Origin of the sequence: Protofrankia sp. Cr2, assembly GCF_963555885.1 — a bacterium.
Taxonomy (GTDB): domain Bacteria; phylum Actinomycetota; class Actinomycetes; order Frankiales; family Frankiaceae; genus Protofrankia.
Window position 1 is genome coordinate 23,382 of sequence record NZ_CAUVXG010000037.1, and the last position, 26,233, is coordinate 49,614.

Consider the following 26,233-nt stretch of genomic DNA (forward strand, 5'->3'; position numbering starts at 1 on the left):
GCTGGCCGGGACGCTGTTGAGCGGCGTGGGACCCACGGTTTTCGCCTCGGCGGCGACGCCGGATGTGATCGACGTGGTGTCGGTAAACGGGACAACGTCCGGGACTTCCGCGGTCTCTATCATACCGATGTTGTCGACGGGCGTGACCGGGACGCCGATTGCGTTGCCGACGGCCGCGAGCGGGGGTAATCGTCCCCTTACGTTGAGCGGGTCCGCATCCTCTGAAGGGCAGCTCAGCCTGTCCAATGATGGGCGCTATCTCACCCTTACCGACTACTCCGCGTCACCGGGAACAGGGTCTGTCGCATCGATGTCGTCGGCGGCGTCCCCACGGATCGGGCAGAGCCGCCTCGATCGTGGCGGCCAGATCGAGGCGGCTGAGGACATGACGCAGGACGGGCAGCGCACCGAGGATCTTCTCAGCACTCGGGGGCCCGTAGTCCAGCACAGCGGCGGCCTGCACAGCTCCAGAACGTGCCAGCCCGAACACTCCCCACACCAGCGGCCACGACACCGCTAGCTCAAGGGATCACGTAACCCACACACAGGACGAACGTGCGGAGGACGGGCATCGGGGCGGAGCGCGGCCGGTATCGTACCCGGCCCCGCTCCTTCATCCACGCCCCTGTTGCCGGGCGCGCTTAAGCCGTTCGGCGGCGGTGCTCGGGGCGCAAGGACGGATTGCCCGTCAGATGGACGATGCCGGCGATGTCGGTGCCGGGCCGCACCACAGCGTCGATCGCGTCGAGCGTCCCGCTCTCGAGCCGAACGTCGGCCGCACCCAGCGCATCCTCAAGTTGCTCCATCGTCTTCGGTCCGATGATGGTCGAGGTCACCGCGGGATGACTGGCGACGAACGCGAGCGAGAGGTGCGTCAGCGACAGCCCAGCCGCAGCGGCGATACCGCTGAGCTGGTCGACCGCGTCGAAGCGGACGGGTGAGTTCCGGTCGTCCGCCACGCTGCGGCCGCCCCGTGCGGCGAAGGCTCCCCCAGGGGCGTACCTCGACCCGGCCGGCGCCTCCTCGCCGCGCCGGTACTTCCCCGTCAGCCAGCCACCCGCGAGCGGACTCCACGGGATCACGCCCATCGCGTGACGCTGACAGGCCGGCAGCACCGCGTCCTCCGCCGAGCGGGCAAAGATCGAGTACTGCGGCTGCTCGCACGCGAACCGCTCGCTGTTGCGGCGCCGGGCGGCCCATTGCGCCTCGACGATCCAGTCCGCCGGGAACGAGGACGAGCCCAGATACCGGACCTTCCCGTCCCGGACGAGGTCGCTCAGCGCCGCGAGGGTCTCCTCGAGGTCGGTGTCCCAGTCATGGCGGTGCACCTGGAAGAGGTCGATGTGGTCCGTGTCGAGCCGCCGCAGGCTGTCCTCGACGGCCCGGATGATCCACCGCCGCGAGCCGCCCCGCTGGTTGCGGTCGGTACCCATGGAGTTGAAGCACTTGGTGGCGAGGACCACTTCGTCCCGCCGGCCCTTGATGGCCCGGCCGACGATCTGCTCGCTTTCGCCGTGGGAATACACGTCCGCCGTGTCGATGAAGTTGATACCGGACTCCAGCGCCCGGTCGATGATCCGTACGCAGTCGTCGTGGTCTGAGTTCCCGAGTGCGCCGAACATCATGGACCCAAGACACTGACTGCTGACCTCGACGCCGGTGCGTCCGAGCTTTCGATATTCCACCTGTGACTCATCCTCCGTACTCACTCTGGTTCCGACTCCAGCAAACACCTCGCTCAGGAAGCCCAGCGCAGCACGGTCACCGCCGTCGCCGCCATCTGAGCGTCACCGTGCCACGCGGCCGGCCGGTTGCGTCACCGACCGGCGCGCAGCAGCGCGCCGGGTCGCGCTCCGGTCAGCGTGCCGTGCTCCTGGACGACGGTGCCTGCCACCACGGTCGCCCGGTAGCCCCCGGCGGGCCGGCGCAGCCTCGACGCCCCCGTCGGCAGGTCGGACACGAAGACGTCCTGCTGCCAGTCGAGCTCGTCGAGGGCGAAGACGACCAGGTCACCCGCTGCGCCCTCGCGGACGACCCCCCGGCCGGCGAACCCGAACAGGCCGGCGAGCCGCCCGGTCATCTCGTGCACCGCCGCCTCGAGCGTGAGGTCGCCACGGTCGCGGACGTGCCGGGTGAGCGTCAACGTGGTGTCACCGATCGCGCACATCATCGTCAGATGCGCGCCCGCGTCGCTGTTCGCAATGATCGACGCAGGATGAACCAGGGTCTCCGCCACGCCGTCCGGGTCTGCGTTCGACACGCCCACACCGACGATGCCGGGGCGACAGTCGTTGTCCAGCAGCCAGTCGGCCAGCACGTCGGAGGGATGGCCGGCGCGGGCGGCGACCAGGTCGGCGAGGGTGGCTCCCACCCACGTCTGGTTCTCCGCCCGGGTGACGGACACCAGCCGCATTCGCTCCGGATACCGGTGCGGGATCGGGGTGCGCTTCACCCGGTCCCACTCCTCGCGCGCCTGCGCCCGCCACTGCGGGTCCCGCAACATCCGCTCCTTGGCGTCCGCGGGCGCCTGGACCATCGGGTGCCAGGTCTCGCGCAGGCCCATCCAGGACATCCCGCCGGCCCAGTTCACGTTGATGTCGTACGTCCGGGGGCTCACCTGGGGATAGGAGGGGACGCCCCGGGCCTGGACACTGGCTGCGAAGTCGAGCATCTCGCGCGCCCACGCTGGCCGGTCGGAGGTGTGGAAGATCCCGATCCAGGACTGCATGACGCCGCGTGGGCCGAACAGGGCGGCCATCCGCTCGACGTCGTCGCGCATCCGCCGGCCCTGGTCGGGGATGAAGGTCATGAACCGTCCGCGGGCGGCCAGCACGTCGGCGAGCGCGGCGAACTCGGCGTCGTCGGCCTTCCGGCTCGGCACCGGCCGCTTGTCGCGGTCCTCGTCGTAGCCGAGGGATGTCGACATCCCGGCCGCGCCGGCGGCGAGAGCCTGGTCCAACAACGCCGCGATGCGGGCTCGCTCATCCTCGCTCGCCGGCCGGTCCCAGGCCTGATCGCCGAGGACGTACTGGCGCAGCATGCTGTGCCCGACCAGATTGGCCACGTTGAGTCCGAAGCCGCCGCGGGTCTCGGTGGAGCTCAGGTAATCCTCGTAGGACTCCCAGTCCCAGGGCACGGACTCGGCGAACACCGTCTCCGGGAGGTCCTCGACGTAGCAGAACAGGGACGCCAGCTTCGCCCGGTCGGCCGGGCGGACCGGGGCCAGCGACAGCGAGCAGTTGCCGGTCAGGACCGTGGTGACGCCGTGCTGGGGCATCGGGTCGCACATCGGGTCCCAGTACAGCGCCGGGTCGAAGTGGGTGTGCGCGTCGATGAAACCGGGGGCGACCACCGCTCCGGCCGCGTCTATGACCCGCTCGCCGTCGGGCCGCAGGGCCGGGCCGACCTCGGTGATGACGCCGCCGCGGACCCGGACGTCGGCGGTGCGGGCCGCCGCGCCGGTCCCGTCCACGAGCGTGCCGCCCCGTACCAGGATGTCGCTCATTTGCATCCTCCGATAGGTGCCGTGAGCCTGACGTCGACGTCCCGCAGTGGAGGCACCGGGACGAAGATTACTGTACCGTGACGGTACAGTAATTCGCGAAGTTTCCTTGGTAGCGCGCTTCGGAGGCGGAATGAGCGATCGGGAGACGGATACGTCGCCTCGTACGTCGGTGTTCGACGCGACGAGCCAATGGGGCCAGCTGACCGGAGTCATCGGATGAGCACGACACCCGAAGCCGACCACGACGTCACGGTCGAGGAGATCGCTCCCCGGACCGTCCTGATCACTCTGCGGCGTGCACACCGACTGAACGCCCTGACCTGGCCGCTGATCAACGACCTGCACGCGGCGTTGGATAAAGTGCACACCCGCACTGACATCGACGTGGTCATCATTACGGGCGAAGGTCGCGGATTCTGCGCCGGGTCGGACGTCGCCGGCGCGAGAGACCGCAAGGACCTCGACATCCCCGTTCGGTTCGCCGCCCAGCAACGTACCAGCGGCCTCGCCCTCAAACTTCGAGCCCTGCCGCAACCGGTTATCGCGGCGGTGAACGGCCCGGCCGTGGGCGCTGGACTCGGTCTCGCGCTCGCGGCCGATATCCGCATCGCGGCGACCAGCGCCGTCTTCCGGGTCGGTGCAATCCGGATGGGACTCGGCGCCGGCGAATGCGGCATCAGTTGGCTACTGCCTCGCCTGACCGGCACCTCGGCCGCCCTGGACATCATGCTGACCAACCGGATCGTCACAGCCGACGAGGCCGAGCGCCGCGGCATCGTCACCGAGGTCGTCCCGGACGGTGCCCTGCTGGACGTCGCCATCGCCAAGGCGGCACAGATCACCTCGCACGCACCGTTCGCGGTCCGCAGTACCAAATCCGTGTTCTGGCCCAACCAAGCCGGTGACCTCGCCGCGGCGGTGGAACGCGAGGATCGGGCGCAGATCCTCGCTGTCCAGACACACGATTCACGCGATGCTATGGCTGCGTTTCTTGAGCGCCGGAACCCAACATTCAACAATCGGTGATTCGGTGCGCCCGATGCTGTCTCTCCCCGCAGTATCAGTACGTCTTCACCGCAAGCGCCATAACAGTGGCGATGATCGCCGCTGGCGAAGTCGGCAATTCGTGCCCCGACGTCTGGAGAAGCTCCTGACCGATCATAATCCCCCCCACGAACGCAAGCGCGAGAGCGCCCGGGTCGACCTCGGGAGGAAGCTCACCCCGCGCGATGGCGCGGTCGAACACTTCCCTCACATTGCACACTCCAACAACTACCGTGCGCTGTTCGTATTCCTGGAAGAGCCTGGGGTGGCGTTCCGCTTCCCCGACAAAGCGCATCAGCATTTGCAAATCGTGCCACCAGTCACGGTCCGCGATAGCTCCGGCGACCGCCTCCAACTCGGCGCGCAGCCCACCGAGGTCGGCCACCCGCGGCCAGGTCGCCACCGAGGCCAGAGCGTCCACCATGAGCTCATGCGCGTTGGGCCACCGGAGGTAGATCGTCCCCTTGCTGACGTGTGCCCGCCGGGCGCAGTTCGCGACGCTGAATGCGTCGACGCCGACCTCCGCAATTTCCTCGACCGCAGCCTGGAGTATCCGCCGGTGAGCAGCTTCGCTCCGTGGACGTCCGCGGGCCGGAGCGGACCGATCACCCACCTTTTCCCTCGATCGCTGCTAGATGGAACAAAGCCGAGTCCACAACGCGGCCAGTCGCCGCCCGTGCCTCAGTGTACAAGCTGTTCCGACCAGACCTGCCCGAGCCACAGCGTGAAGACGCGCTCGAGGGCTTTCAAGCGATGCATGCAATGCCGGTCACCCATGTCGATGCGTCTGACATATCTGAAGCGGTCCGCCGGCTCGCCTCGGACGCTTCGCGGTTCGTGACCGGAGTCACCCTTCCCATCGACGCTGGAGCATTACTGAAATGGCCCTTGACGGAAAAGTGATCGCGGTAACGGGAGTAACCACGGGGATTGGTCGAGCGGCCGCCCGCAGTTTCGCCCGGCAAGGCGCTCTGGTGGTCGGCGTGGGGCGTCGCAGTGACCGTGGAGAACAGGTCGCCGCCGCCCTCCGCGCCGAGGGCCACTCCATGATTTTTGTAACCGGTGACGTGACGCGGCCCGACGAGTGCACGCGTTTCATCGACACCGCGATCACCGCGCACGGCCGCGTCGACGCCCTCGTCAACAACGTCGGGGGCTCAGGGACGCCGACGTACGTCCCCACCGTCGATGTGACGCCTGCCCAGTTCGACGAGAGTGTGGCGCTGAATCTGCGCAGCGCCTTCTTCTGTTCACAGGCGGCGGTGAAACACATGAGGACCGCGGGCGGCGGCGCGATCGTCAACGTCTCCTCATGCGTGGGCACCCAGGCGATGGCAACCCAGGTGGTCTATGCGATCTCGAAGGCCGCCCTGGACCATCTCACGCGGTGCCTCGCGGTCGAGTACCTCGAAGACGGCATCCGGGTGAACACGGTCGTCATCGGTGGGGCGATGACCAAGCAATCCGCGCGAGCGTTGAGCGAGGTCGCGGCGGCGACCCATCGTCCGGTACCCACCGCGGAGACGCTCCCCGACGCCGTCCAGGGTACTGACATGGACTCGATTGTCGACGCTTTGGCGTTCCTGTGCAGCGACGCCAGCCGCGGTGTGACCGCGACCGCCGTCGCCGTCGACCGCGCTCGCAGCGCGGGAGCAGTCTTTTCGGCCGCTTTGCTCGATGCCCTCGGGGGACGGTGGAACAGGTGACCGGCACGGTGGACGTACCCCGCTGCGGCCACGGGCACACAGCGGATCTCCTCATCGCCCAGGCCGCAACCACAGCAGGCAAAACACTGTTCACGGACGGAGTGCTCGTATGACCTCAGCGCAGGACCCACTCTTGGCCACAAAGGACGCCGGCGTCCTGACCGTGACGATGAACCGTTCGCCCCAACGTAATGCGCTCAGTCCGGACCTGGTGTCCGCGTTCGCCGATGCGCTCGCCGATCTCGCCCACGATGACTCACTCGGCGCATGCGTCGTTACCGGGGCGGGGTCAGCCTTCTGCGCCGGACTCGACTTCGCCGCGTACGCCGAAGCGAACGCCGATCGCACAACAGTGACCGCTCTGCTGCACTCAATTGGGCAGACCCCAAAACCGATCATTGCCGCAGTCAACGGGCCCGCGGTCACAGGCGGCTTGGAGCTTGCGCTCGCGTGCGACTGGATCATCGCAGCTGAAAATGCGGTTTTCTTCGATACCCACGCTCGGGTGGGCGCGTACCCAGGAGGAGGGCTACCCGCCTATCTGGTAGAAGCCGTGGGCCTGCGGACCGCGAAAGCGATGACCCTCGGCGGACTTCGCCTCGATGCCGTGGCTGCGCTCCGCGCGGGGCTCGTCGCCGAAATCACATCCCCGGCAGAGCTGCTTGACCGCAGCGCTGAGGTCGCGCGCACGATCTGTATGCACGACGCCCGGCTCGTCGGGATGCTGCGCCGGGGCATGAATGAGGCAGTCGGCCATACAACGGAACACACCCTCGGTGCGGGGAAGGAACACCTACGTACGTGGCGCGCCTCGGCCGACACCACCCTCCGGCGAAATCACTGAGCAAAGGAGGGCGGGTTTTCGCGTGAGCCGCGGCCGACTGAGACATATCAACAATGATCGCCCGTGCATCGGGGGGACGATCGCGGACATGCCCTAGCCCTTCCGCATACCGGCCTTCTTGACCTCCGACAAATCTCCATCCACCACCACCGCCACCGCCCGCTCGGTCGTGCCCATTCCGGCACAGGGCCTGGCACGCTGGCGCCGGGGGTGACCGGCCGGTGCGCCCGCAGTCTTGCCGGGAGGTGTCGGATCAGTGCAGCGAGCACCGCCCAGCCAGCCTGCCGCGCCCGTCGGCGGTCACCCGGAGTTCGTCACCGGGAGCAAGGCCCGCATCCCGAAGCACCTCGACGGGCAGGGTGACCTGATGCTTGCGGGAGACCCGGGTGACACCGGGCCGTCGCTTTACTTCCATTGCCATATCAAGGACGCGGCGCCGGCCACGCCGCGCGACCGCCTGCGCGCGACCTGCCGGCCGTGCTCGCCCGGAGCGTCGCGACCTGCACCCGCGCCCATCTCTCGACGAGGTTCCGCCCACAGGACACACGGCGGAGCAGGAGGCCAGGAGGGAAGCGCGGGACCTGTCGGACCTTCCCGCTAGCATGCGGCCATGGCTCTCCGCTCCGTTCCGTCACAGCAGATTCTTGATCAGGTTCTTGCGGAAGGTGTCACGCTCGGCGATGCTCTGGAATGGCTTCCCACGCTTCCACGGGAAAGCATCGACCTGTTTTTTACGAGTCCTCCATACGCTGATGCCCGAAGCTACAGCCGCATTCATCCGGACAACTATGTAGAATGGTTCTTGCCGTTCGCCAGGGAGATGTTCGATGCTTGTGCTGAGACGGGCAGCCTAATTCTCAACATCAAGAACAGGGTCGCGAACAGTGGCCCGTTCAAGGGTCAACGCCATCCGTACGTCTATCAGCTCGTTCTCGCGATGCAGGAGATGGGATGGCGTTGGATCGAGACGTATATCTGGGCGAAGCCCAACGCCGTGCCGGGCCGGTTTGGTCCGAGGACCAAGGACAGCTTTGAGTACGTTTATCATTTTGCGCGCGGAGCCAAGCCTTATTTTGACATAAACCAGATTCGTACTCCTTACAAGGCGGACATGGCAGAAATCGCCAGACGAAGTATGGACCAGCTCGGACGAAGAAGCACGAAGGCCGGCTTCGGGCGTGACCGAACGAAGACCTACCTCTTGGGCGGCGCCGACCCAGGAAACGTTGTAAGCGTTCCCCAGACCTACAATCAGCACCGGGGCGTTGCCCATACGGCAGCCATGCCGGAGGGCTTGGCCGAGTTCTTTATTCGTGCCGCAAGCCCAGAAGACGGTGTCGTCATCGATCCGTTTGCTGGCAGCGGGACCACTGTAGTCGTGGCACGTAGATTTGATCGTCGATCAGGAGGCTTCGAAATCCATCAAGAATACGTTGACGAAGCTCGTCGAAGAATAGCCGATGATATTGCCGAGGACCTACCCGGCATACTTCAGTCCGACGTGGGTTGAGATGGTCGACTCTTCGGAAACCGTATCCAGTGTCATCAATGCAGAATCACTGGACCGCCGAGTAGCGCAAATCAGGCTGATACCGCAGCGTCACGGTACCGGAGAGCATGGACGGATTTTCGCTCAGATCGCCCGTGAGCTTTATGTACCGCACCTCGCGCCAGATTTTGCATATATCCATGAATCACCCTTCTACTCGCGCGAGTATTTTCAGAAAGTTTACGACAGGGCCTATTCGGCAACCAGCGGATTCAGAGTCATCGATCAAGCGCACCTGGCTCAGGCGATTGCCGGTGACTCTCGAACCCTGCTCATCTTTCGTACCATCATGGGCCTGACCAGGGAGGAGTTTTCCCACTCAACCGCCCTGGCAGGTGAGCCGCTCGGTCTAAAGTCGTTATCAGCCGGGAAGATCGACTCAATGGAGAGAAGCGGCACCTCGGCTAGCGCTGAGCAGGCGTCACTAGCCGCTCGAACCCTTACACAGATCATCGATGGTACTCTTTTTGGTGATCCTGGGGGTGGCCTTAGAAGAAAGCAGGAGAAGCCAGACACCGAGGACGGTTGGCTTTCCGTTCAAAAATTTTCCGATGAAGGAGTACCGTTCGCGCTCTTCTTGCACCAAAGGCACTACGGCGGAGCGTTCCGACAGATTCTTGACGCTACATCGACTCAACGGGGGGACCTACTTGAAGACGCGGTGGATACTCTTTTCACGGAAAACAGTATCCCCTTTATAAGAACAGGGTCTCACAATCAAAGCGAGATTTCCCAAAGATTCGAGGTTCAGGTCACACCAGCGCCGGACTTCGTAGTGTTCGATGGAGCCGGGATACTTCGTGCGATTCTTGAGTGTAAGGGCACAAATAATGGAGGGACCGCCCGAGACAAGGCGCTTCGTTTCGAACGCCTGCGTGAGGAATCCAAGCGGCTCGGTGGCATCCCGCTGATCGCAATTCTAGGCGGTATGGGCTGGGCGCGCGTGAACGACACGCTCGGCCCAGTCGTGAGAGATACCGAAGGTCGAGTATTCACGCTGGCCACGCTGCACGAGATACTGACGCTGACCCCGTTTCCGTCGCTCGTCGGCGCAGTACCGGCAACGGCGTAGTAACGGACTGTTGCCAGAACCCAAGCCGCAGGGACAGGACCAAGCCAATCTGGACAGATCAAGGTCGGGGCGGACAATTCTAGTCCTTGGAGCTCGCGGACGGCCGGCGCCTCGACGCATTCCTCGATCATGTCTGGCCGGACGCCGGACGCCGAAACGACGGACCTCGCCAACGCAACAGACCCGTTCAGAGCCGCTGGGTGCGGAAGAATGTACGGACGTCATCGACGAGCAGCTCGGGCTCCTCCATCGCTGCGAAGTGGCCGCCCCGGGCCATATCCGTCCAGTGACACAGAGTAGGGAAGGCCGCCTCGCACCAGCTGCGAGGAGCCCGGATGATTTCGGCCGGGAACGCGGCGTGGCCGAGCGGGACCGTGATCGGCGGGGGTCTGTGGTGCCGGCCGGGACCGATCGACTCGTAGTAGAGGCGGGTCGAGGAGTTGATCGTCCCGGTCAGCCAGTAGATCGAGATGTTGTCGACCAGCCGGTCACGACTGAAGCGGGATTCGATCTTGTCGTCGCAGTCGCTCCACCCGTGGAACTTCTCCACGATCCAACCGGCGAGCCCGGCCGGCGAGTCGGCGAGGCCGTAGGCGAGCGTCTGCGGCTTCGTCGCCTGGATCCGCTGGTAGGCGGTCTCGTGGTCGGCGAAATGCTTCATTCGGGCCAGGATGGCCAGGTCGGCTTCGTCCAGGCCGGCGGTTGGGTCGTTGCGGTCCGGCGGCGGCGCCGGCAGCAGGTTGAGGTGGATGGCCCGTACCCGCTCGGGGGCCAGGCCGGCGACCGTGGTGGTGACCGCGCTGCCCCAGTCGCCTCCCTGCGCGAAGAACCGCTCGTAGTCCAGGCGGGTCATGAGCTCCAGGAAAGCGGCCGCAACCCGGGTGATGTTCCATCCCCGCTCGGTCGTCGGACCCGAGAAGCCGTAGCCGGGCAGGGACGGGGCGACGACGTGGAAGGCGTCGGCCGGATCACCGCCGTGGCTTGCCGGGTCGGACAGGGGGCCGAGCACCTGCCAGAACTCTGCCACCGAGCCCGGCCAACCGTGGGTCAACAGCAGGGGCCGGGCCGTCGGCTCAGGAGAGCGGGCATGAATGAAATGGATGCGCTGCCCGTCGATCTCGGTCGTGAACTGAGGAAAGGCGTTGGCCCGGGTCTGAAAGCCCGACCAGTCGTAGTCGTCCTTCCAGTACCGGCACAGCTCGACCAGGAAGTCACGTTCGGTGCCGTACTCCCACGCGGTGTCGGGTATCTGGTCGGGCCACCGGGTCCGGGCCAGCCGATCGCGGAGGTCGTCGATCTCGGCGGTGGTGACACGCACATCGAAGGGTTCGATCGTTGGTGGGGTCATGACCTGGGTCCATTCGCGAGTCACGCCGGTGGGGGTCGGTGGGTCATCGGCAGCCGTCCTTCCCAGGATATAAAAAATCGTACAACTAATGACGAAGGGGCCAAGATTGTCGAATCCCGCTTCGTTATCGCCCAGCCGCTCGCGGCCACCGGACATCCCGACGAAGCACTCACCGAACTCGAAGCGAATAGATCAGTAGTCAGCGCGACGCCACGCGTGCTTGCTATGCGCTGCTGCTAGCAGCATAATGCTGCTATGGTCACTGCGATCACCATCCGGGATGTCCCTGACGAGACTCGCGACGAGCTTGCCTCCCGGGCCGCGCTCAGCGGACGCTCGCTGCAGGAGTATGTGCGTTCTGCACTGATCGAGCTCGCCCGCCGGCCGGACGCGGAGGTGCTGCTGGCCCGCGTCCGTGACCGCAAGCAACGCGTCGGCAGCCGGTTGTCGGTCGAGTCGATCCTCGGTCATCGCGACGCCGACCGTCGATGAGCCTCGTCATCGACTCCAGCCTGGTCGTGGCGGCGCTCGTCGACAGCGGCGAGATCGGCACCTGGGCGGATCACCTGCTCGCAACAGATGACCTGGCCGCGCCTCATCTCATGCCGGTGGAGGTCGCCAATGTGCTACGCCGGGCCGTCATGGCCAGCGAGATCTCAGCCGACACCGCAGCCCTGGCCTACGCCGACCTGCTGAGCCTGCGGGTCGAGCTGTTCGCCTACGAACCGTTCGCCGCCAGGGTGTGGGAGCTGCGCGAGAATGTCACCGCCTACGACGGTTGGTACGTCGCGCTCGCCGAGTCGCTGAACGCACAGCTGGCCACACTCGACGTCCGGTTGACGAAGGCCGCCGGACCGCGCTGCCTCTTTGCGACCCCGTAGGCCCGATGCCGGTCCGTACACCCGGTCGGGCTCCAAAACCCCGATCCCGGCCGTGAGCCGCATGGGCCGGACAGTTCCGGTTCCTCATCCTCAGCAAACGACACGCAACCACGGTCCTCACCGACTACGGCGATGAATACAACAATCACCGACCCCACCGATCACTCCGGCAACAGACGCCACTCAGCGCTGGCATCGGCCCACTACCCGAACCCGGCACGTCGGCCATCCGAGATGATTGACTCGGCGAGGGGCGGGTTCAAACGGTCGTAGCGACGCTCAATATGGGCGCAAACCGCACGATCTTGTTCGCCGGGTAATCGTGCGGGCTCAACACCTTCCTGCTCCGTATCTCCCGCACCACCCTGGTTCGGCTGCTGGAGAACGGCGCCATCCCTTTCGAGAAGCCCAGCCACCACCGCAAGGTCCGACTCGACGACCTCCTCGAGTACCGCCGACGCCAACGCAACGCCGCCGACCTCGCCTTCGCCGACATGGTCGCCGACACCGAGCGTCTCGGCCTCTACGACATCAACCCCGACAAGACCCGGGCGACGCTGAAAGCCGCCCGCAAGAAGGCCGAAGGCTGACCAGATGTTCTCCGCGCTGCTCGACAAACGCGGAACCTCACCAGAGGAAACCGACGCCTACCTCACCCGCATCTTCCGGCAGATCCGGCCCCACGCTGGCCGCCTACGACATCGCTACCTACCTGCGCGCCCACGGAAGTGTCAGGAACTACCGGGCCTGCGGAACGCACGTTCGATCCGGTAGATGATGTCCCTATTGCGGCGGTCGCTGGGCATCGTCCCTGGTCGGGACCCATGTGGCGACCGGGCGGACGGCGATTTCAGGACCCTCCACCCCGTCCAGGTCGGCACCATCCAGTCTGTCGACGCTACTGAGATCATCTCGGCGTGAGGTCGCTATGATCGTTTGACCCCACCCAGCTATCGAACTCGTTGGCCTTCACTCCCCTGACGAAACATGTCCACTCGTCCGCAGAGAAGGCGACAGCCACTTCTGCAGACATCCTCAGGTTACGGACGAGAACCGTGCCGTCGTCCAGCCATGCGGCCTGGACGCACATGCCACCGGCACCGTTGCTGTAGCTCGACTTCCGCCACGAGAGTTCACCCAGGTCGATGTTCGCGAGATCCGGCATGGTGACCGACGCTGTGGCCGTCGGGGTGGTTGTCGGGGTGGTTGTCGGAGTGGACATGTGTTCTTCCTCCTTCAGCTGGGTCATGCCGGCGGCGGGTTGTTGTTCTCGTCGGTGGCCCAAGGTTGGTGGGAGCTGACAGATCACGCTTGTCACCCGAGTCGGCTGCCGGTCGTCGGGTCGAAAAAGTGCACCTCAGCCGGGTCGACGGACAGTCGTAGCGACTCGTTGCGGTGGATCTGGATCCGTCCGTCGGCCCGGACGACGAACCCGGCCGGGCCGTCAGGCAGGTCGACCGCGACATGGATGTAGGTGTCCGAACCGAGATCCTCGACCAGCTCGACCCGGCCGGTGACAGTGCCGCCGGCCACCTGTTCGACCGGCGCGAACGATTCCGGTCGGATGCCGACTCGTACGTGGGTGAGCTGCTCGGCCGCCGCCGCGGCCAGGGCGGCGGCCGGCAGTTCCACCTGCAGCCCACCGAGGACGGCGCAGCGGCCCACCAGCGGCACGGTGTGCAGGTTCATGGCCGGGGAACCGATGAATCCGGCGACGAACACGTTGGCCGGACTGTTGTAAAGCTGCCGGGGCGTTGCTACCTGCTGAAGGACGCCGTCGCGGAGCACCGCCACCCGATCGCCCATGGTCATCGCCTCGACCTGGTCGTGGGTGACGTACACGGTGGTGACGCCCAGCCGTGCGGTCAGTTCCGCGATCTGGCTCCGGGTCTGGACACGCAGTTTCGCGTCGAGGTTCGACAGCGGCTCGTCCATGAGGAAGACCCGCGGTTCGCGCACGATGGCCCGGCCCATCGCGACCCGCTGCCGTTGCCCACCAGACAGATTCCTGGGTTTGCGGGCCAGGTAGGGCTCCAGGTCGAGCAGGCGTGCGGCCTCACGGACCCGCCGGTCGCGTTCCGGTTTCGCCATACCCGCGATCTTCAACGCGAAACCCATGTTCGCCGCGACGTCCATGTGGGGATACAGCGCATAGTTCTGGAACACCATGGCGATGTCACGGCGGGCAGGCGGCAATGCGGTGACGTCGTCGCTGCCGATCCGGATCGCTCCGGCGTCGACGCTTTCCAGACCGGCGAGCATCCGCAGTGCGGTGGACTTACCCGACCCGGACGGCCCGACCAGCACCATGAATTCTCCGTCGTCGATACGGAGGTCGAGCCTGTCCACCGCAGGGGCTGCGCCGGCGCCGGCATAGCTGTGCGTGGCATGGTCGAAGACAACGGAAGCCATGGTCACCCCTTGAGGCCGGTACGGGAAACACCCTGGACGAACGCACGCTGGAAGACGAGGAAAAGAATCAGTATCGGCAGGGTCGTCATGGTCGCGAACGCCATGATGTCGCCCCACTGGATCGGCGGCTGGGTCTGGAAGACGGCCATGCCCTGCGACAGCGGTCGTACCGTCGATCCGCGGGTGACGAGCACCGGCCACAGCAGTTCGCCCCAGCTGAACAGAAACGACAGGATCGCCACGGTCGCGTAGACCGGCCGGGCAATCGGGACGATCACTCGGGTGAAGATGGTGACCGGTCCGGCGCCGTCGACCCGGGCCGCTTCCTCCAGTTCCCGCGGGATACCGAGGAAGAACGAGTAGAAGAGATAGATGAAGAAAGGATTTGCGAGGAACGGAATGATCTGGACCCGGTAGGTGTCGAGCCATTCGATGCGGGCCATCATGAACAACAACGGGATCGCGATGGCCTGAAAGGGAATGATCGCGAGAGTGACGACCATACCGAGCAGGATCTTTCGACCGCGGAACCGCATCCGGGCGAGCGCGTAACCGGCCAGGCTGTTGACCACAAGGCCGCCGAGCACGATACAGGTTGTTATCAGCACCGAGTTGAGGAACAGGCGGCCGAACTCCGCGCGGCTGAACGCGTCGGTGAAGTTGTCCAGCGATGCCCCGAACGGCACGAACGCCTTCCAGCCGGCACCGTCGGCGAGTACGCGGTCATCGGGTTTGAATGCGCCGACGACCATGAACAGGAACGGGAACACGAAGAACACCGCGAGTAGCACGAGCGGCACGTAACGACGCAGGGACCGCCAGGGGAATCCCCGGCCCGGAGGTGGCGTGGCCCGGCCCTCGTCCGCCGTCGGGTTCACCGTGGCGGCGGCTGCGTCGGGCTGCGGGCGCGCATTGGGCCCCGGGTTGTGGGCCTGCAGTGTCGCCATCAGTCCGCTTCTCTCTCGCGTAGCAGCAGACGCTGCACCAGCGTGACGACGCAGACGATGAGGAAGAACACGACCGCGATGGCCGAACCGCGGGCGATCGCCTGCTGGTTGAAACCGACATCGACCAGGCGGGTCATCATCGTCTGGGTGGCGTCGAGCGGCCCGCCACGGGTCATGACGTACACCTGATCGAACAGCCGGAACGACAGGATCGTGGTCACGGTCGCGACGAACACGAGCTGGTTGCGCAATCCCGGAACGGTGATGTGGCGGAACTGTTGCCACTGGTTCGCACCGTCGATCTCCGCCGCTTCGTACAGTTCCCGGTCGACGTCCTGCAGCCCGGCCAGCAGGACCACCATCTGAAAACCCACACCCTGCCAGATCGACATGAAGATGACGGCGATCAGCGCCAGTGCGCTGCTGCGCAGCCAACCGGGGCTCAGGTGGCCGCCGGTAACCGCGCGAAGCACACCGTCAATGATGCCGATATCAGGATCGTACAGCAGCTTCCAGATTGTCGCCGCGACCGCCATAATCATCACAACCGGTGCGAAATAGGCGGTTCGGAAAAGCGATATGAAACGAATCCTCTGGTTCACCAGGACGGCGAGCCACAGGGCTAATACCGTCTGCACCGGCACGACCACAACGGTGAAGACGGCATTGTTGACCAGCGATCGCTGGAACACCGGGTCGGCGAAGATACGCCGGTAGTTCTCCATCCCCACGAGCCGCACTGGAAGCGGTGAGATGAGCCTCTGGTTGGTGAAGGACAATCCCACCGCCAGCAGGAACGGCACGACGATGAACAAGGTCAGCAGAACGACGGCCGGTCCACTGAACAGCCAGCCGACCGTCTGTTCCGCCGGCTGGAAGGTATGCCGTCGGCGGTAACCGAACCAGCGGGTCGGGCCGTCACGCGCATTCGGCCGGGACCGTGCCAGCAGGGCCTCAGTAGGCACGAGACGTTCGCCTCCTGTCTGTCTGTCTGTCCGGTTGTCTGTCCGGTTGTCTGTCAGTCTGTCCGGTTGCCTGTCCGCGGGCTCCGGCGATCGTGGTCCCGGACCGAGGCCCGGGACCACGATCCACGCCCCTGTTACCGGGCGCTCTAACTCTTCGGCGGGTAGCCGTCGTTGTCCTTGATATCCTGATCAATGCTCTTCGCGGCCTGGTCCAGAGCGGCCTGGACGTTCCCGCCACTGCGCACAGTCGCGATCACCTTGTTGAAGGCGAGCGAGATGGTCGGATAGGCCGGCGTGGCCGGTCGCGGCAACGCGGCACCGGAATCAAGCTGGTCGACGTAGAGCCGCTCCGGGCCACCAGCAGCGAACTGCGGGATCTTGTTCAGGACCGGCTTGGACGCGGGGATCGCACCGTTGGCCGCAACCTGCTTCTGGTAGGTCTCCTCGAACAGGGAGCTGATGAACGCCCACGCGGCGTCGGCGTCCGCCGTGTGCTTGGTGATCCCCCACTGCCAGCTGCCCTCACCGGTCCGCACACCGGTACCGAAGTTCGGCAGGGGAACGATCGCCAGGTCGTCACCCCACTTCTTGGAATAGCCGGCGTACTTCCAGTGACCGACCCAGGAAACCACCGCCCGGCCTGCGGTAAAGGCCGCGTCGTCGGTGTTGGCGTCGACGTACTCGTTCTTGAACCAGCCCTGCATGACGGTCAACGCAGCCACGGACGCCGAACTGTTGATGACCCCTTCAGCTGTGTCAAAATTCGCCCGGCTGATCACATCAGCACCGGCCGACTCAATGATCGGAGCGAATCCGTACGCGTACCATTCTCCCTGATCCTGGTTGATCTGAAGGTCGAGCGGCTTGGTGAAGCCAGCCGCCCGCAGCTTCGCCAACGCATCGGTGAACTCCGCCGCGGTCCACGCGTCGGCCGTGGACGTCGGAATACGAACCCCGGCCTTCGTGAACGCCGATTTCCGCACATACAGGCCCAGCCCGGACTCGGCGGTCCCCACCCCATACAGCTTCGTGTTGTAAATACCCTGTTTGATGATGGTGGGCAACAGATCGGCCCGCAGCTGCTGCGGCACGCACGTGTCAAGCGGTTGCAGGTTGCCATTCCAGGCATAGTTGTAGAGGTTCGGACCGTCGAAATCGAGGATATCCGGTAACGAGCCCGATGCGGCGGCGGCCTTCACCTGGTCGTTGTAGTTCCCCTCCGGGATGAACGTCGGCTTGACGACGACGTCGGACTGCTTGGCGTTGAACGCGTTCACCGCATGCTCGAACGCCGTGCGCTCATCGCCCTGACCGGTGTGGAACCAGACGGACACCGTCCGCTTACCGTCGATCTTCCCGTTGCATGTGCTCGCCGTACCCGCGGCTTGGGACGTATCCGAACCACCTCCGCAGGCCACCAGCGCAAGGCAGGCAGCAGCGAGGACTCCACTGACGGTTGTTCTGCTTCGCATTACGCGAACTCCTTGTCTCGATTCGATACAGGCCGGCCTGGGCCAAGGGCAGCCAAACGGCTCCGGCACGAGAGAGCTGGGGCCGGAACCTTTAGGAGCGACCGGCAATAGGGGCGCTCTTACATCACCGGAACATCCGGTGGTACTGGGCGTGCCAGGTGTGACACGCTGGGCGAAACGTCGTCGCCCCAGCCGCGGGGAGGGCAGGTGGTGCCACGGACATGCATGCGGGTCGGTACCACAATCGATATCGGCACAGCCGGATCCACCCGGGTATCGGCGGAAACAGATTCCCCGGCCGCATCGTCGTCTACCGAACCGCCCATGTCCCAAGCAGTGCTACCGCCGCCACCGTCGTCACCAGAGGCACCGGTGGATGCCGGATGCTCGTGGCGCAGGAGGCTGAGCAACAGCTGCGCGGCGATCGCGCCCTGGCGGACCACGGGCTGAACAATCGTGGTGAGGTCGAACAACTCCGCCATGTCGTGCCCGTCGAAACCGACCACCGACATGTCGTCCGGGACACGCAGCCCGGCACGACGCAGGGTCCGCAACGCCCCCATCGCCATCTCGTCGCTCTCAGCGAACACCGCCGTGGGAGGCGCCTGCGCGGACAGCAGCTCTGCCATAGCCTGCTCGCCCCCACGCACGGTGAAATGCCCGGCCGCCTCCAACCCCGGGTCCAACGGGATCCCCGCCGACCTGAGGGCCTGGCGGTAGCCGCGCCGACGGTCCGTGGGAGCGGTGAAACGCATCGGCTCACGGTCAGCTGAACCCTCACCCGTCGCCCCGCCGGAGATCAGCCCGATCCGCCGATGACCAAGATTGATCAGGTGTCGTACCGCCACGGTCGCACCGGCAACGTCATCGATCCGCACGCCGGCGAAGCCGGGCACCGCCGCACCGACGACAACCACCGGGACGTTAAGCGCTTGCAAGACCTCGATCTCCATCGGGGTCAGCGGTAAACACAGCACGAGCACCGCATCGACCCGCTTGCGCAGCGGCACCGCGTCGAAGAACCGCGCCCGGCCCGCGTCATCCCCGAGGTTGTAGAGCAGCAGGTCCAGGCCAGCCGCCCGCAACACCGCCTCGGTGCCGCTGATGATCTGGGCGAAAAACCATCGGGTCACATACGGCACCACCACTCCGACGGTGCCGGTGCGGCCACTGGCCAGCCGAGACGCCTGCGGTGAGGCCACATACAGCAGCTGGGCGGCGGCCTCCACGACCCGGATCCGCGTGCTCTCGGCGACGTTGGGCAGTCCGCGCAGAGCCCGCGAGACCGTCGCCGTGGACACGCCCGCCAGCGCGGCCACCTCCTCGATGCTGCCACTCATCCCGAGCTCCTCACTCCGTCCACCGACACGCCCGCCGGAACCCGATCGCCCGACCTACTCCCACGTGACCCAGATCACGATGATCAGGAACGGTACGCCGACTCCACAGGTTCTGCAAGCGCTTGCAGGCCGCCGATATGAGGGGTATCACAGAAAAGGTCCACCGCGGGCACCACCACCCGCCAGCCGCCCGCACCTACTGTCATCATCTGTGTACCGTGGAGGGCACGTGCGCTACGCACCACCAGGTCTCGTCCTCAACGACTTCGCCGTGCTCACCACCGACGACGGCTGGCACCTTCTACACCTCCAAGGGCCACCCGTGGTGCCCTTCGACGCGTCCGTGCACGAAACCAGCTACGGCCACGCCCACTCCACCGACCTGCTGCACTGGGAACCACTCGGCCCGACCTTCGGCATCGCCCGCCCCGGGCACTTCGATGACGGCGCGATCTGGACGATGAGCATCGTCGACCACCCCGACGGCGGACTCGCCATGCTCTACACAGGCGTATCCGCCCACCCCCACCCGGCCACCCAGGCCGTCGGACTCGCCCGCTCAACCCGACACGACGGCACCGGCTGGCACCGAGTCAGCACCGACCCCGTCTGCATCGCCGACCCACACTGGTACCGCACCGACAGCTACCAGGCCTGGCGAGACCCGTTCGTCGTCCGCGACCCCGACCATGACCAATGGGTGATGTTCATCGCCGCACGCGAAACCAACCTCGCGGCCTCGGTCGGCGGTTGCATCGCGGCGGCCGTCTCATCCGACCTGCTGCACTGGACCGTGCTGCCACCGGTCGTGCCAGGCGGGACGCACTCCGAACTGGAGTGCCCGGTGGTCGAACGGCTCGACAACCGCTGGATGATGCTGGTCTGCGTCTCCACCGACCACTCCGTGGACGTATACGAATCAGACACCCTGCTCGGACCATGGGTCCGGCGCGGCCGGCTGGCCCCACCCGGCGTCTACGCGCCCCGCGTCATCCAGGCGGACGGCGAACGGCTCGTCCTGCACACCGTGCAGCGACGGGTCGGGCTCAACGACCACGGCGACCTGGTCCGCGGCATGATCGCCCAGCCGAAACGCCTCCGCCTCGACACCGACGGCGTGCCCGTCCTGGCCTGGTGGCCACCCGCCGCCCATGAGGTCAAACCGGCAGATACAGGACTCACCAAGGACGCAATCATCGAGGTTGACGTCCCCACCGAGGCGAGAAGCGTCACCGTGACGATCTGCCCGGACGGTGACGGTGCGGATGTCATGATGCTGGACGTCCATGCACGCGCCGGACGGATACGGATCGGTTACGCCGGCGGCCCGGTCCTCCAGGACGAACCACTCGGCGCACCACTGGTTGCGGACAACCTTCCAGACCGCTGCGTCGGGTTTTACGATCCTTCCCAGGATTGGTCTCCGGAGGCTGCTGGTACGGGCGCATCCATACCAGCAGGAATCGGCGACTCCGATGCATGCCCAGCCGGGATTGGCCGCGTGCACGTGCAACAGTCCGCCGGCCAACCGGGCGAACCGACGCAGGTGGCCCCGCCGCCTGGAGTTCGAAGGGTGCCGCAACATCTGCGGATACTGGCCGTCGGCGAGTTCCTCGAAGTCTATGCCGACGATCGTCTCGTCCTCAGCACCACCGCGTACGCCCGGGGCACAGGCCGGGTACGAGCCAGCGCTGACGGCCGGGTACTGCCTGTCTACGTGTGGGAGCTGCCCGAAGCACGCCACCACCGGGATGACGTCTCCGCGCTCTGACAACCCGCCCCCGTATCTTTCCACAGCCGCCGTCAAAATATCCGAAACAGAATTCACATCACCCAGCAAAGATCATCTATTGATCGAGGTGGAGAAGATGGACGAGAACCGACGATACGATCGTCCTGTGAACACGGGGGAACCCGGCCGGCAGTTCACCGAGCGTTATGCCAATACGTTTCATCAGCTCAATATCGCCGCACTGGACATCCGACTGGGCGAAATCTACGCGTTGGAACGCCTCGCAAAAGATTCCCCCGAAGAACAACCCGCCATCATCGGGATCCTGGCCGCGTTCGTCTGTATCCGCCTCGCCAGCCGGTCCGATATCGGACCCGACCGACCGGACCAGCCCTGGTGCACACGAACAGCCTGGGCCTGCGGTCAGGGCCTACGGGTCTCCGGTCGCATGGGCAGGGATGCCGACATCCAGGCTGCCCTCACCGTTTTCGGACGCCTCTCGCCGCCGCCCGGGACCGTGCGGTGAAGGGCGAGGCCGGGTCGCACCGTGCACCAGTCGCCGACTGTGATGTCGTCGTCTTCGGTGGCACCGGTGACCTCGCGATGCGCAAACTGCTGCCAGCGCTGTACCACCGCGACCGGGACGGACAACTCACCCCCGACTCTCGTGTGATCGCCGTGTCACGAGCAGGGATCGACGATGCCGGATACCGCGACAAGGCGGACTCGGAGCTCCGCCGGTTCGTTCCGGATGCGGTACACGAAGCGGATATCCGTGCACGGTTCCTTCAGCGCCTGCACCACGTGACTATCGACGCTGGTGATCACAGCACGTGGGATGGCCTGCAGGCACTGTCAGCGGACAGGGAGAACCGGGTCCGGGTGTTCTATCTGGCCTGTGCCCCCCGGCTGTTCGGGCCGATCTGCTTCGGCCTGCGGGAGCGCGGGTTGGTGATCGGGCAATCCAGGGTCGTACTGGAGAAACCGATAGGTAACGATCTTGAATCTGCGCGTCGGATCAACGATGAGGTCGGGGCGGTCTTCGACGAGGAACAGATCTTCCGGATCGACCACTACCTCGGCAAGGAGACCGTGCAGAACCTGCTCGTGCTCCGGTTCGCCAACTCGCTGTTCGAGCCGCTGTGGAACTCCGGTTCGATCGACCACGTACAGATCACGGTCGCGGAATCGATCGGTGTAGGTGGACGCGGGAGCTACTACGACAGCGCCGGCGCCCTGCGTGACATGGTGCAGAACCATCTGCTGCAACTGCTGTGCCTGGTGGCCATGGAACCTCCCACCTCGCTGGATCGGGAGGCCGTCCGTGACGAGAAGCTGAAGGTACTCAAGGCATTGCGCCCCCTTGCGGGCGAAACAGGGCGATACATCGTCCGCGGGCAATACACGACGGGCGTCGTCGACGGGGTCGCAGTGCCTTCCTACCGTGACGAGCTGGACGGGGTCGCGAGTAACACGGAGACGTTCGTGGCAATGAAAGCCGAGGTGCAGAACTGGCGCTGGTCCGGCGTGCCCTTCTACCTGAGAACCGGAAAGCGGCTGGACCGGCATGCATCGGAGATCGTGGTGCAGTTCCGGCCAGTACCACATTCAATCTTTCCAGGTGTCGAGGAAAACACCATCACCCCCAACTGCCTCGTGCTACGTCTACAGCCCGACGAGGGCGTACGCCTGCATCTGATGGCGAAGGAACCTGGACCGGGCGGCCTGCGCCTGCGTTCGGTGAACCTCAATCTCAGTTTCGCCGAGACATTCAAGTTCCGATTTCCTGATGCCTATGAGCGGCTGCTCATGGATGTCATCCGTGGCAACCCGACCTTGTTCATGCGACGTGACGAGGTCGAGGCCGCATGGACGTGGTTGGAGCCTGTGCTGGCCAGCCTGGCGGTATCGGTCGAGCCACCCAGGCGGTATGCCGCCGGCACCATGGGACCGGCGGCGGCGGTCGCACTGATCGAACGCGATGGACGGACCTGGCATGAGGAGGTGTCCGAGTGAGCGGGAGCACGTCTCTGTATCCAGTCGTGGCGGAGGTAACCGAACGGATCATCGTTCGCAGCGCGGCATCCCGCGCGGCGTATCTTGCCCGCATCCGCGCCGCGGCCCAGGAGCATCCCATGCGCGGGGGGCTTGGCTGCGCCAATCTCGCGCACGGTTTCGCCGCATGCGCACCGGCTGACAAGCTGGCGCTGCGCGGTGTAGCCAAGCCCGATATCGCCATCGTTTCCGCATACAACGACATGCTCTCCGCGCACCAACCGTTTGAAACTTACCCGGCGCTACTCAAACGAGCGGTACATGACGCCGGCGGCGTTGCGCAGTTTGCGGGCGCCGTGCCCGCGATGTGCGATGGCATCACCCAGGGCCGTACAGGCATGCAACTGTCGTTGTTCAGCCGGGACTTGGTGGCGATGTCCACGGCGGTCGCGCTTGCACACGACATGTTCGACGGTGCACTGTTACTCGGGGTCTGCGACAAGATTGTTCCCGGGCTGATCATCGGTGCGCTGTCCTTCGGTCACCTGCCCGTCGTGCTCGTTCCGGCCGGGCCGATGACCTCCGGGCTGTCCAATACGGAAAAAAGTCGCGTCCGCCAGCTGTACGCCGAGGGCAAGGTCGACCGCGACGACCTGCTGGATGCGGAAACCGCCTCTTACCACGGCGCAGGCACCTGCACCTTCTACGGAACAGCCAACACGAATCAGATGCTCATGGAGATCATGGGTCTACATCTGCCGGGCGCGAGCTTTGTCAACCCCGGGACGACGCTGCGCGAGGCACTCACCGCAGCCGCCGGGCGTCAGGTAACCCGGTTGACCGCTCTCGGCGACACATACACACCCATTGGCGAAATCATCGACGAACGCGCGATGGTCAACAGCATCGTCGGTCTACTCGCCACCGGCGGATCCACCAACCACACGATTCACCTGGTCGCCATCGCAGCCGCCGCCGGGATAAGACTCACCTGGGACGACTTCGCCGAATTGTCGGCCGTGGTACCGCTGCTAGCCAGGATCTACCCGAACGGCTCCGCCGACGTGAATCACTTCCACGCAGCCGGAGGCACCGCCTTCCTCATCGGCGAGCTGCTGGACGCAGGTCTGCTGCACGGAAACGTCCGCACTGTCACAGGCGCCGACCTCAACCGTTACCGCCAGGAACCGGTCCTGACCGAGCGCGGACTCCTGTGGAGGGACGGAGTAAGGAAGAGTCTCGATACAGACGTGCTCCGCCCGGTTGCCGACCCGTTCGCGCCGGACGGCGGGTTGCGTATGGTGACCGGCCGTCTCGGTCGAGCAGTAGTGAAGACGTCTGCGGTACGCCCCGAGCACCACGTTGTCCAGGCGCCGGCAAGAGTATTCGACGACCAGGCGGACTTCCTCGCCGCATTCCAGGCCGGCGAACTCGATCGTGATTTCGTGGCAGTCGTGCGCTACCAGGGCCCGCGGGCCAACGGCATGCCCGAACTGCACAAACTCATCCCAGCCCTCGGCGTCCTACAAGACCGCGGGCACCGGGTCGCTCTCGTCACTGACGGCAGAATGTCCGGTGCCTCCGGCAAGATACCGACCGCGATCCACCTCACGCCAGAGGCGGCCGCAGGCGGACCACTCGCCCGGGTATGCGACGGCGACGTCATCAGACTGGACGCCACAGCCGGCACGCTCGACATACTCGGCATCGATCTCGACGATCGTGAGCCAAGCGGCGGGCCGCCTGGCGATGACGCCTGGGTGGGCACCGGGCGCGAACTGTTCGCCGCCATGCGTCGGGCCGTCGGCCCGGCCGACCACGGGGCCACCATCATGACGGTGACAGCATGACCACAATCACGCAACCGCTATCACTGTTCGACGTCGCACCGGTGGTTCCCGTAGTTGTTCTGAACGACATCCAGACCGCGGTACTCCTCGCCCGCGCCCTCGTCACCGGGGGCCTGCCCATCATCGAGGTGACGCTGCGTACCGAGACGGCCCTCCAATCGATCAAAAAGATCGCGGCAGAGGTACCCGAGGCTCTGGTCGGCGCGGGCACCGTCATCACGGTTGATCAGGTGAAGCAGGCCGTCGATGCCGGGGCGCGCTTCCTGGTCAGCCCCGGTTGTACCGCTCGGTTGCTCGACACGATGGACGCCAGCGGCCTGCCGTATCTTCCCGGCGTTGCCACCGCATCCGAGATGCTCGGTGTACTCGACCGTGGACGGACAGAGATGAAATTCTTCCCCGCTGAAGCTGCGGGCGGAGTCGCCTACCTGAAGGCAGTGGCAGGACCGCTTCCACAGATCCGATTCTGCCCTACCGGCGGTATCACCATCGCCACAGCACAGGACTACCTGGCCCTGCCTAACGTCGGCTGCGTCGGCGGGTCCTGGTTGACCCCGCCCGATGCGGTCGCGGCAGGCGATTGGACCCGGATCAGCAACCTTGCCCGTGCCGCCGCATCGCTATCGACCCCCGACGTCACGGTCCACCTGTGACCGCCGCAGTGCGAAGGGCCGGCTTTGGAGAGTCAGGGAGTTCTGATCCGGTCCAGGGGACCGACGATCGCAACGACCGGTCCGACGATGTCATCCATGGGTGCGGCCCGTGGTTGACGTCGGGGTGGTAGCGGGAGTCGAGTGAATCGGAGCGGTAGTCCCCCATCACCCAGACGCTGCCAGGTGGGACCGTGACAGTGAACGGTGTGGTACACGGACTGTCGTCGCGAAATAGACTTGGCTACAACAGGACGGAAGTTACGCCCGCCGGCCGCAGTCCGTAAAGGCTCGAGTGGTTCGGATCGTTGCTAACGTAAGCGACCCGGCTGTACTGTGGCACAAGAAATTACGAACCGAGTCAGACCAATCCCCAATTCCTTACAGTAAATGATCGTCGTCTTGCAGGGTTATGGCGTGGCGCATGACCGGGCGGAGGGGCTGTCGCCCGCGGGCTGACTACCAGCCCGGGTGTCGGTAGAGGCGTTGACGAAGACGTTTCCGCCGGAGCTGGTCGACGCCTTGTACCACCGACGTCCCCGCCACCGGCGCGCTCACTGGCCGACGGTACCCACCCGACGAAGATCAACACTGCCGGCACCGCCGACGGCCAGCCCGCACCATGTGGAGCTCCACAGCCTCGGTCCGGACGGTGACCTGGACGTTGGCACGGAGCGGCTGCCACCGTGATGTCACGATGGCAGCGGGACATCGTCGGACAGCCGTCGGATCGACGAGAGATGGCTGTCTAGCTCTCCAGCCTCAAAACGGACATTTTTGATCATCCACCAGGTGGCCTTGGTGGGATCGCCGGCGACTTTGTATGAGCCATCTGGAACCAGGACAGCCCATCCCTCAACAAATCCCATCAGAGTGGCTACCTGGTTGCCGCAGGCCGTGTCCCACAGGCGCACCACCCCC

General features: G+C 65.4%; 28 protein-coding genes and 1 pseudogene. 14 read left to right on the top strand and 15 right to left on the bottom strand.

The genetic code is table 11. The features are described from left to right. From U9978_RS16505 to U9978_RS16520, 4 genes are all read right to left on the bottom strand, one after another. A partial coding sequence (locus U9978_RS16505; protein WP_322762026.1) for a hypothetical protein occupies positions 1 to 246 on the bottom strand: 246 nt, incomplete at its 3' end. A 37-nt stretch (positions 247 to 283) separates the two neighbouring features. Next, positions 284 to 514 (bottom strand): hypothetical protein, encoded by a 231-nt coding sequence (locus tag U9978_RS16510; RefSeq protein WP_322762027.1) that lies wholly within the window; start codon positions 512 to 514, stop codon positions 284 to 286. 127 nt (positions 515 to 641) lie between these two features. Next, entirely contained in the window at positions 642 to 1,685 is a 1,044-nt protein-coding gene (locus U9978_RS16515; protein WP_322762028.1) for an aldo/keto reductase, read from the bottom strand. Positions 1,686 to 1,816: 131 nt separating this feature from the next. Further along, positions 1,817 to 3,505 carry an N-acyl-D-amino-acid deacylase family protein gene (locus tag U9978_RS16520; RefSeq protein WP_322762029.1) on the bottom strand — a complete coding sequence of 563 codons (1,689 nt, stop codon included), beginning with the start codon at positions 3,503 to 3,505 and terminating at the stop codon, positions 1,817 to 1,819. 216 nt (positions 3,506 to 3,721) lie between these two features. Here U9978_RS16520 and U9978_RS16525 point away from each other — a divergent pair, with 216 nt between their 5' ends. Next, positions 3,722 to 4,531, top strand: a complete 810-nt coding sequence (locus U9978_RS16525; RefSeq protein WP_322762030.1) for an enoyl-CoA hydratase/isomerase family protein — start codon at positions 3,722 to 3,724, stop codon at positions 4,529 to 4,531. Positions 4,532 to 4,565: 34 nt separating this feature from the next. On the opposite strand, the gene U9978_RS16530 is transcribed toward U9978_RS16525, so the two are convergent. Then, positions 4,566 to 5,162 carry a TetR/AcrR family transcriptional regulator gene (locus U9978_RS16530; RefSeq protein WP_322762031.1) on the bottom strand — a complete coding sequence of 199 codons (597 nt, stop codon included), beginning with the start codon at positions 5,160 to 5,162 and terminating at the stop codon, positions 4,566 to 4,568. 268 nt (positions 5,163 to 5,430) lie between these two features. Here U9978_RS16530 and U9978_RS16535 point away from each other — a divergent pair, with 268 nt between their 5' ends. Beyond that, on the top strand, positions 5,431 to 6,255 hold the full coding sequence (locus tag U9978_RS16535; protein ID WP_322762032.1) for an SDR family oxidoreductase: 825 nt from the start codon (positions 5,431 to 5,433) through the stop codon (positions 6,253 to 6,255). Positions 6,256 to 6,364: 109 nt separating this feature from the next. Beyond that, positions 6,365 to 7,099: an enoyl-CoA hydratase-related protein gene (locus tag U9978_RS16540; RefSeq protein WP_322762033.1), complete on the top strand. Its 735-nt coding sequence runs from the start codon at positions 6,365 to 6,367 to the stop codon at positions 7,097 to 7,099. Positions 7,100 to 7,352: 253 nt separating this feature from the next. Here the strand turns inward: U9978_RS16540 and U9978_RS16545 are convergent, their stop codons facing one another. Next, positions 7,353 to 7,514, bottom strand: a complete 162-nt coding sequence (locus U9978_RS16545) for an AbrB/MazE/SpoVT family DNA-binding domain-containing protein (RefSeq protein ID WP_322762034.1) — start codon at positions 7,512 to 7,514, stop codon at positions 7,353 to 7,355. A 195-nt stretch (positions 7,515 to 7,709) separates the two neighbouring features. On the opposite strand from U9978_RS16545, the gene U9978_RS16550 reads away from it, so the two are divergent. Together U9978_RS16550 and U9978_RS16555 are read left to right on the top strand one after the other, a co-directional pair. After that, positions 7,710 to 8,609 (top strand): site-specific DNA-methyltransferase, encoded by a 900-nt coding sequence (locus tag U9978_RS16550; RefSeq protein ID WP_322762035.1) that lies wholly within the window; start codon positions 7,710 to 7,712, stop codon positions 8,607 to 8,609. A 1-nt stretch (position 8,610) separates the two neighbouring features. Next, positions 8,611 to 9,720 carry a hypothetical protein gene (locus U9978_RS16555; RefSeq protein WP_322762036.1) on the top strand — a complete coding sequence of 370 codons (1,110 nt, stop codon included), beginning with the start codon at positions 8,611 to 8,613 and terminating at the stop codon, positions 9,718 to 9,720. Between the two features lie 187 nt (positions 9,721 to 9,907). On the opposite strand, the gene U9978_RS16560 is transcribed toward U9978_RS16555, so the two are convergent. Further along, positions 9,908 to 11,068, bottom strand: coding sequence for an epoxide hydrolase (locus U9978_RS16560; protein WP_322762037.1), 1,161 nt, complete (start codon positions 11,066 to 11,068; stop codon positions 9,908 to 9,910). Between the two features lie 255 nt (positions 11,069 to 11,323). Between U9978_RS16560 and U9978_RS16565 the strand changes: the two genes are divergently transcribed. From U9978_RS16565 to U9978_RS24125, 4 genes are all read left to right on the top strand, one after another. After that, positions 11,324 to 11,560, top strand: coding sequence for a FitA-like ribbon-helix-helix domain-containing protein (locus tag U9978_RS16565; RefSeq protein ID WP_322762038.1), 237 nt, complete (start codon positions 11,324 to 11,326; stop codon positions 11,558 to 11,560). Continuing rightward, positions 11,557 to 11,949, top strand: a complete 393-nt coding sequence (locus U9978_RS16570) for a type II toxin-antitoxin system VapC family toxin (RefSeq protein ID WP_322762039.1) — start codon at positions 11,557 to 11,559, stop codon at positions 11,947 to 11,949. Before U9978_RS16565 ends, U9978_RS16570 begins: the two co-directional genes overlap by 4 nt. Positions 11,950 to 12,035: 86 nt before the next feature. Then, complete coding sequence (locus U9978_RS16575) at positions 12,036 to 12,191, top strand: integrase core domain-containing protein (RefSeq protein WP_322762053.1); 156 nt, start codon at positions 12,036 to 12,038, stop codon at positions 12,189 to 12,191. A 150-nt stretch (positions 12,192 to 12,341) separates the two neighbouring features. Further along, entirely contained in the window at positions 12,342 to 12,539 is a 198-nt protein-coding gene (locus tag U9978_RS24125; protein ID WP_416211009.1) for a hypothetical protein, read from the top strand. A 317-nt stretch (positions 12,540 to 12,856) separates the two neighbouring features. Here the strand turns inward: U9978_RS24125 and U9978_RS16585 are convergent, their stop codons facing one another. From U9978_RS16585 to U9978_RS16610, 6 genes are all read right to left on the bottom strand, one after another. Then, positions 12,857 to 13,171 carry a DUF397 domain-containing protein gene (locus U9978_RS16585; protein ID WP_322762041.1) on the bottom strand — a complete coding sequence of 105 codons (315 nt, stop codon included), beginning with the start codon at positions 13,169 to 13,171 and terminating at the stop codon, positions 12,857 to 12,859. Between the two features lie 92 nt (positions 13,172 to 13,263). Next, positions 13,264 to 14,361, bottom strand: a complete 1,098-nt coding sequence (locus tag U9978_RS16590) for an ABC transporter ATP-binding protein (protein ID WP_322762042.1) — start codon at positions 14,359 to 14,361, stop codon at positions 13,264 to 13,266. Positions 14,362 to 14,363: 2 nt separating this feature from the next. Continuing rightward, the gene (locus tag U9978_RS16595; protein WP_322762043.1) at positions 14,364 to 15,308 is read right to left on the bottom strand and encodes a carbohydrate ABC transporter permease; all 945 of its coding nucleotides are present in this window, start codon (positions 15,306 to 15,308) and stop codon (positions 14,364 to 14,366) included. Continuing rightward, complete coding sequence (locus U9978_RS16600; RefSeq protein WP_322762044.1) at positions 15,308 to 16,273, bottom strand: sugar ABC transporter permease; 966 nt, start codon at positions 16,271 to 16,273, stop codon at positions 15,308 to 15,310. Before U9978_RS16600 ends, U9978_RS16595 begins: the two co-directional genes overlap by 1 nt. A gap of 146 nt (positions 16,274 to 16,419) precedes the next feature. Next, the gene (locus tag U9978_RS16605; protein ID WP_322762045.1) at positions 16,420 to 17,745 is read right to left on the bottom strand and encodes a sugar ABC transporter substrate-binding protein; all 1,326 of its coding nucleotides are present in this window, start codon (positions 17,743 to 17,745) and stop codon (positions 16,420 to 16,422) included. Between the two features lie 119 nt (positions 17,746 to 17,864). After that, a complete protein-coding gene (locus U9978_RS16610; protein ID WP_322762046.1) occupies positions 17,865 to 19,085 on the bottom strand; it encodes a LacI family DNA-binding transcriptional regulator in 1,221 nt (406 codons plus the stop codon). 229 nt (positions 19,086 to 19,314) lie between these two features. Here U9978_RS16610 and U9978_RS16615 point away from each other — a divergent pair, with 229 nt between their 5' ends. The 5 genes from U9978_RS16615 to eda all read left to right on the top strand — a co-directional run bounded on the left by U9978_RS16615 (position 19,315) and on the right by eda (position 25,315). Beyond that, positions 19,315 to 20,856, top strand: coding sequence for a hypothetical protein (locus U9978_RS16615; protein ID WP_322762047.1), 1,542 nt, complete (start codon positions 19,315 to 19,317; stop codon positions 20,854 to 20,856). A 127-nt stretch (positions 20,857 to 20,983) separates the two neighbouring features. After that, positions 20,984 to 21,343, top strand: a complete 360-nt coding sequence (locus U9978_RS16620) for a hypothetical protein (RefSeq protein WP_322762048.1) — start codon at positions 20,984 to 20,986, stop codon at positions 21,341 to 21,343. A gap of 77 nt (positions 21,344 to 21,420) precedes the next feature. Continuing rightward, a complete protein-coding gene (gene zwf, locus U9978_RS16625) occupies positions 21,421 to 22,833 on the top strand; it encodes a glucose-6-phosphate dehydrogenase (protein ID WP_416211010.1) in 1,413 nt (470 codons plus the stop codon). Then, a complete protein-coding gene (edd, locus tag U9978_RS16630; RefSeq protein WP_322762050.1) occupies positions 22,830 to 24,662 on the top strand; it encodes a phosphogluconate dehydratase in 1,833 nt (610 codons plus the stop codon). Before zwf ends, edd begins: the two co-directional genes overlap by 4 nt. Further along, positions 24,659 to 25,315, top strand: a complete 657-nt coding sequence (gene eda / locus U9978_RS16635) for a bifunctional 4-hydroxy-2-oxoglutarate aldolase/2-dehydro-3-deoxy-phosphogluconate aldolase (protein ID WP_322762051.1) — start codon at positions 24,659 to 24,661, stop codon at positions 25,313 to 25,315. The genes edd and eda overlap by 4 nt, the downstream gene beginning before the upstream one ends. On the opposite strand, the pseudogene U9978_RS24130 reads toward eda, so the two are convergent. Then, positions 25,299 to 25,502: pseudogene (locus U9978_RS24130) on the bottom strand (signal peptidase I); the annotation flags it as partial. The gene eda and the pseudogene U9978_RS24130 sit on opposite strands and share 17 nt — an antisense overlap. A gap of 502 nt (positions 25,503 to 26,004) precedes the next feature. Continuing rightward, the coding region (locus tag U9978_RS16640; RefSeq protein ID WP_322762052.1) for a hypothetical protein at positions 26,005 to 26,233 on the bottom strand (229 nt) is incomplete at its 5' end.